The following is a 6,066-nucleotide window of genomic DNA, read 5'->3' on the forward strand; positions in this document are numbered from 1 at the left end:
ATCAATAAAAAAGGAAGCTCCATGAATTTCAAAAAATTATTTACTATTACCGCACTTGCATCTGTATTTGCATTAACAGCTTGTAAGGAAGAGAAAAAAGCTGAAGCTGCACCAGCAGCGTCTGCACCACAAACAATCAAAGTGGGTGTAATGTCAGGTCCTGAACACCAAGTTGCTGAAATTGCTGCAAAAATTGCAAAAGAAAAATACAACTTAAATGTTGAATTCGTTGAATTTAACGATTATGCATTACCAAACCCAGCAGTAAGTAAAGGCGACTTAGACATCAATGCAATGCAACATAAACCTTATTTAGATACCAATACACAAGCGAATAATATTACTAATCTTGTGATTGTAGGTAATACATTCGTATACCCATTAGCTGGTTATTCTAAAACTATTAAGAAAGTAGAAGAATTAAAAGAAGGTGCCAAAATTGCTGTACCAAACGATCCATCTAACCAAGGTCGTGCGTTAATTCTGTTAGAAAAACAAGGTCTAATCAAATTAAAAGACAATACAAATTTATTAGCGACGCCATTAGATATTGTTGAGAATGTGAAAAACTTCCAAATTTCACCAGTTGATACCGCAGTTGCAGCTCGTGCATTAGATGATGTTGATTTAGCAGTAGTAAACAACACTTATGCAGGTCAAGTTGGTTTAAATACAACTGAGCATGGTGTATTTGTTGAAAGCAAAGACAGTCCTTATGTAAATATCATTGTTGCTCGTCAAGATAACAAAGACAGTGCAGCAGTACAAAACTTCGTGAAAGCATATCAAACTGAAGAAGTTTACCAAGAAGCCGTCAAATTCTTTAAAGACGGTGTAGTAAAAGGTTGGTAATTCAACTTAATGAAACAAAAAGTGCGGTGAAAAACACCGCACTTTTTTATTAGTTATTTACCGATACAGAATGAACTAAAGATATTGCCAAGTAGATCATCAGAAGTGAATTGGCCTGTGATTTCACTCAAATGGGTTTGGACTAAACGCAGTTCTTCCGCTAACAGTTCGCCTGCATAGAATTCTGTTAATTGCACATAACCTAGTTGTAAATGTTCTGCTGCTTTTTCTAATGCTTCTAAATGGCGACGACGAGCTAAAAAGCCGCCTTCCGTACTTGTTTGGTATCCCATGGACTGTTTTAAATGTTCACGCAATAATGAAATACCCTTATGGGTCTGCGCAGACAAACGAATCGTAGTATAACCATTTTCTTCTAAGATAGATTCACCTTCTTGGCTTAAATCAGTTTTATTACGAATTAGCGTAACAGGTAAATTCTCTGGTAATTTCTGTAAAAATTCTGACCGCACTTTTTGCATATCTTGGCTGTCAGGATCTGTGCTATCTAACATTAATAAAATACGATCTGCTTGTTCAATTTCGTTCCAAGCCCTCGTAATCCCGATACGTTCTACTTCGTCCGTTGCTTCCCTCAAACCTGCCGTATCAATAATATGCAATGGCATGCCATCAATGTGGATATGCTCACTCAAGACATCTCGGGTTGTTCCTGCAATATCCGTTACAATCGCCGCTTCTCGTCCGGCAAGGGCATTGAGTAAGCTAGATTTACCTGCATTAGGGCGACCTGCAATCACCACTTTCATTCCTTCGCGTAAAATCGATCCCTGTTTTGCTTCTGCCTTCACTTGCTCTAATTGACGGATAATATCAACCAAATGGTTTTCAATTTTGCCATCAGCCAAAAAATCAATTTCTTCATCTGGGAAATCAATTGCTGCTTCCACATAGGTTCGCAAATAGATGACGGAATCAACTAACTGATTCACTTTGTTAGAGAATTCGCCTTGCAGCGATTTCAATGCGGAACGTGCCGCTTGTTCTGAAGTTGCATCAATTAAATCCGCAATAGCTTCCGCCTGTGCTAAATCCAATTTATCATTCAAAAATGCCTGCTCTGAAAATTCGCCCGGCTTTGCTAAACGAATGCCTTTTACTTTCAAAATGCGTTTCAATAACAGATCCAATACAATTTGTCCGCCATGTCCTTGAAACTCTAAGACATCTTCACCCGTAAAAGAGTTGGGACCTTTGAAAAATAAGGCAATGCCTTGATCCAATACCGAGCCATCTACATCTTTGAAAGGCAAGTAATTTGCCATACGTGGAGATAAGGTCTTGCCTAGCACTTCTTGCGCGACGTCCTGTGCTAAAGGTCCAGATACACGTAAAATTCCCACGCCACCTCGACCAATCGGCGTTGCTTGAGCGACTATTGTTTCTTTTGTCATAAAATATTCCTAAAATGCACCGCGCTTTTTGATCAAAGTGCGGTCAATTTTTACTAAATTTCTTCAATAATGGATTGTCCAGCTTTTTGCTCGCCATCCAACCACTGCCAATTTTCATGTAAACGTAATTTCCCATTCGGCAGCACTTCAATTTGGCTTACACATTTACCAAGGCGATTTTCTAATGATTGATTAACATGTTGATAAGTAAATGCAATTTTATTTTCCGCAATAAATTTGCCAATTAGAAAACCTTTTATAATTTCACCACCTTCATATTCTGCCCAAATCAATCGATTATCTTGATGATAATAGAAGAATGTGTTTCCATTCACTTCGCCACTTTCTGAATTGCTGATTGAGGAAAAAGTGCGGTCATTTAAATCCATATTTTGCTCCCAAAATAAAAGGTATCAATATGATACCTTTTATTCATTGATTTTAATATAGTTTTACCTATTTGGTTGTTTGATCTCGTTTAGCAACGGTATTAATGAAAATTAACGGATCATCACCAATATTTTTTAAACCATGAGATTGCCCTGGGCGTGCAATAGTAATATCGCCAGCTTCAACAATGGACTCTTTGCCATTACTATCGACGAACAAGCCTTTTCCGGAAACAATGATATATACGTCTTCATTATCATTGTGTTTATGTTTACCAATCGAAGCGCCTTTAGGTAAAGTTAACCAACCTACTTCTTGGAACGCATCTTGGCTACCAGTATCATGACGAGTATAAGCAAATTTACCTAATAAAGGACCTTCTCCGCCACCCGCATTTTCTCGATCCCATGTGGCAAGTTCAGCTTTCTTGTAAAGCTGGATGCTACGATCGTATTCTTTCTTCTCAGCTGCTTCTGCAGAAGCCATTTGGCTAAAAGCAACGGTGGATAACATAATAACGGCTAAAGATGTTTTTAGTTTCATATTAGATCTCCTTAGTTGGATATAAAAATACACTCAACAGCAAAATCTTTACAAGATCAGATTGTAACCATGAAACAAGAAATTACAATATTTTATTTTCACATAAAATAAAAGGTATCATTTTACTGATACCTTTTCCTTTTATTTAATCAACTATTTACGAGAATGTAATCCTTTCTTCTCTAAACCGCGATAAATTAATTGTTGTTGAACAATCGTAATTAAGTTAGACACTAACCAATATAACACTAAGCCTGCTGGGAACCATAAGAAGAACACTGTAAACATAACAGGCATAAAGTTCATTACTTTTTGTTGCATTGGGTCGGTCATTGGCGTTGGCGACATTTTCTGTAATAAGAACATCGATCCACCCATTAATAATGGCAGGATATAGTATGGATCTTGTGCAGATAAGTCTTGAATCCAGCCAAAGAATGGAGCGTGACGTAATTCAACCGCCTCCATAAATGTCCAATACAATGCGATGAAAATAGGCATTTGAATTAAGATTGGTAAACAACCGCCTAATGGGTTTACTTTCTCTTCTTTATACAATTTCATCATTTCTTGGCTCATACGTTGACGATCATCACCAAAACGTTCACGCATTTCTTGAAGTTTTGGTTGCAACATACGCATTTTTGCCATTGAGGTATATTGTGCTTTGGTTAATGGATATAAAATCGCTTTAACCACTAAGGTTACACCAATAATCGCTAGACCCCAGTTGTGTACTAAACTTTGGATAAAGGTAAGTAATTTAAATAATGGTTTCGCAATAAACCAAGCCCAGCCATAGTCAACTGTTAAGTCTAGGTGGTTAGCTACAGTTGCCATTTTATTTTGTAATTTAGGACCTGTCCAAAGTGTGCTTTTGATAGTTTCTGTTGCACCAGCAGGTACCGTAATTACTGGACCACGATAACCGATGAATCCCATGCCATTGTTGGTGCTAGTATAAAGTTGGTTATCCATATCTGGATTAGGGATCCAAGCTGATGCAAAATAATGTTGTAAAATGGCTACCCAGCCAGCTTTTGTTGCAATAGATAAATTATCTTTTTGCATATCATCAAAGCTATATTTTTTATAGTTTGTTTCAGAAGATGAGTAAGCACCACCAGTATAGGTTGGCATTGCCATGCTACCAGAGCTTTCAACTAAAGTATGCTTTAATTGACCATAAGGCTGTACTTCAATCGCTGATGCGCTTTGGTTTTGTACTTCATAATTGACTTCTACATCATAAGCACCTGGTTTTAATACAAATACTTTGCGGAAAATCACGCCATCTTTTTCAAATGTTAATGGTACTCGTAATTCATTTTGACCTTCGGCTAAAGCAAAATGATCTCCATCCACTTGATAAGCTGCACGACCTGCTGCACTATCAATACCGTCTTTACCCACTAAACCACTTTGCGCGACATAAGTTTTATCTGCTTGATTTTGTAATAAAGAAAAACGCGCTTCGCTATCTAATTCTGCAGCGTAATTCAGTAAACTACTTTCAACCACATCACCGCCTAATGTATCTACTTTTAAGCTAAATACATCATTTTTAAGGGTAATAATACGACCTTGAGTTTGATTATCGACAGTCGCAGTAGAGCTAGAACTTGTTGGTGTATCTGTTTGTTGTGATACGGCAGTTTGTTGCACTACTGGTTTTGGATTTTTATCAATTTCCCACTGTTGATACACAAGAAAAGAAATAAAAAGTAACGCAAGCGCTAATAAGCTACGACTAGAATTCATTTGTTGTTCTCTTTGTAGTTATGGTTATTAGTTTTTGGCGGAACAGGATCGAATCCACCAGCATTCAAAGGATGACATTTTAATATACGTTTAAGCGTAAGCCAACTACCTTTTGCAGCTCCATGCACTTTTATTGCTTCTAAACCATAACAAGAGCAGGTTGGCACAAAGCGACAACGTGGTCCAATCAATGGACTAATAACAATTTGATAAAAACGAATTAATCGGATAAGGATTTTTTCGCTAAACGAATATGACGTTGCCATAATTTACTCAAATTCTGGGTAAAGGTTTGATTATCTAATTTATGGATCCCTGCTTTAGCAACAATAACAAAATCACAATGAGGTAATTCATGTTGTAGAGTACGGAAACTCTCACGACACAAACGTTTAATACGATTACGATCATGTGCTCTTTTTAAATGTTTTTTAGCAACAGTTAATCCCAAACGAGGATAATCTAGGCTATTTTGTCGAGCAAGAATTGTTACTTCAGGCGTGGAAGCGCGTTGCGGCTGTTGGAAGACGTATTTGAAATGTTCGGGAGTTAGCAAACGTAACTCCCTAGAAAAGTTTAGCTTAATCACACAAGGTGTTAAAAATTAAGCTGATAAACTTTTACGACCTTTAGCACGACGACGAGCTAAAACTTGGCGGCCGTTTTTAGTTGCCATACGTGCACGGAAACCGTGAGTACGACTGCGTTTTAATACAGAAGGTTGAAATGTACGTTTCATATTAAATCTACCTAAATCAAAATTGTTTATTGATCGCTTTATTCACAAATGCGAGTGGCAAAAGCGAACAAAACACAAATTACTTGAAAACAAGGTTATTCAAAATAAGGAAGCGGATTTTACTTATAAAATCAGCATTCGTCAAATCAGAATAGCTAAAATCAGACAATTATTTTACATTTTTTGTCATTCAGCTGAATTTATGCCATAAAAGCGTGCCAAATTATACGTTTTTTAGCAAAAATCTCAAGTGATTTTTTTGATCCATTTGGGGAGATCTTTCAACCATTTTATTGTAAAATAAATCGAAATTTTGACCGCACTTTTAGGTCGAGCTAGATTAATTTACTGATTTAAAAAGATAAA

8 protein-coding genes are annotated in these 6,066 nt (G+C 36.9%); 1 reads left to right on the forward strand and 7 read right to left on the reverse strand.

Annotated features, from left to right (window positions below):
* Positions 1–21: 21 nt before the first annotated feature.
* Positions 22–852 carry a MetQ/NlpA family lipoprotein gene (locus ACUXZ4_RS09960; RefSeq protein ID WP_464973035.1) on the forward strand — a complete coding sequence of 277 codons (831 nt, stop codon included), beginning with the start codon at positions 22–24 and terminating at the stop codon, positions 850–852.
* A gap of 53 nt (positions 853–905) precedes the next feature.
* Here the strand turns inward: ACUXZ4_RS09960 and mnmE are convergent, their stop codons facing one another.
* The 7 genes from mnmE to rpmH form a co-directional block, all read right to left on the reverse strand.
* Positions 906–2,267 (reverse strand): tRNA uridine-5-carboxymethylaminomethyl(34) synthesis GTPase MnmE, encoded by a 1,362-nt coding sequence (mnmE, locus tag ACUXZ4_RS09965; protein ID WP_464973036.1) that lies wholly within the window; start codon positions 2,265–2,267, stop codon positions 906–908.
* Between the two features lie 53 nt (positions 2,268–2,320).
* A complete protein-coding gene (locus ACUXZ4_RS09970) occupies positions 2,321–2,656 on the reverse strand; it encodes a n-acetylglutamate synthase (RefSeq protein ID WP_464973037.1) in 336 nt (111 codons plus the stop codon).
* 67 nt (positions 2,657–2,723) lie between these two features.
* Positions 2,724–3,200 carry a cupin domain-containing protein gene (locus ACUXZ4_RS09975; protein WP_464973038.1) on the reverse strand — a complete coding sequence of 159 codons (477 nt, stop codon included), beginning with the start codon at positions 3,198–3,200 and terminating at the stop codon, positions 2,724–2,726.
* Positions 3,201–3,353: 153 nt separating this feature from the next.
* Positions 3,354–4,961, reverse strand: a complete 1,608-nt coding sequence (gene yidC, locus ACUXZ4_RS09980; protein WP_464973039.1) for a membrane protein insertase YidC — start codon at positions 4,959–4,961, stop codon at positions 3,354–3,356.
* Positions 4,958–5,227, reverse strand: coding sequence for a membrane protein insertion efficiency factor YidD (gene yidD, locus ACUXZ4_RS09985; protein ID WP_464973040.1), 270 nt, complete (start codon positions 5,225–5,227; stop codon positions 4,958–4,960). Before yidD ends, yidC begins: the two co-directional genes overlap by 4 nt.
* Positions 5,182–5,550, reverse strand: a complete 369-nt coding sequence (rnpA, locus tag ACUXZ4_RS09990; protein ID WP_464973041.1) for a ribonuclease P protein component — start codon at positions 5,548–5,550, stop codon at positions 5,182–5,184. The genes yidD and rnpA overlap by 46 nt, the downstream gene beginning before the upstream one ends.
* A 15-nt stretch (positions 5,551–5,565) precedes the next feature.
* The gene (gene rpmH / locus ACUXZ4_RS09995) at positions 5,566–5,700 is read right to left on the reverse strand and encodes a 50S ribosomal protein L34 (RefSeq protein WP_005539760.1); all 135 of its coding nucleotides are present in this window, start codon (positions 5,698–5,700) and stop codon (positions 5,566–5,568) included.
* Positions 5,701–6,066 lie beyond the last annotated feature (366 nt).

Source organism: Reella acinonychis, assembly GCF_052828705.1.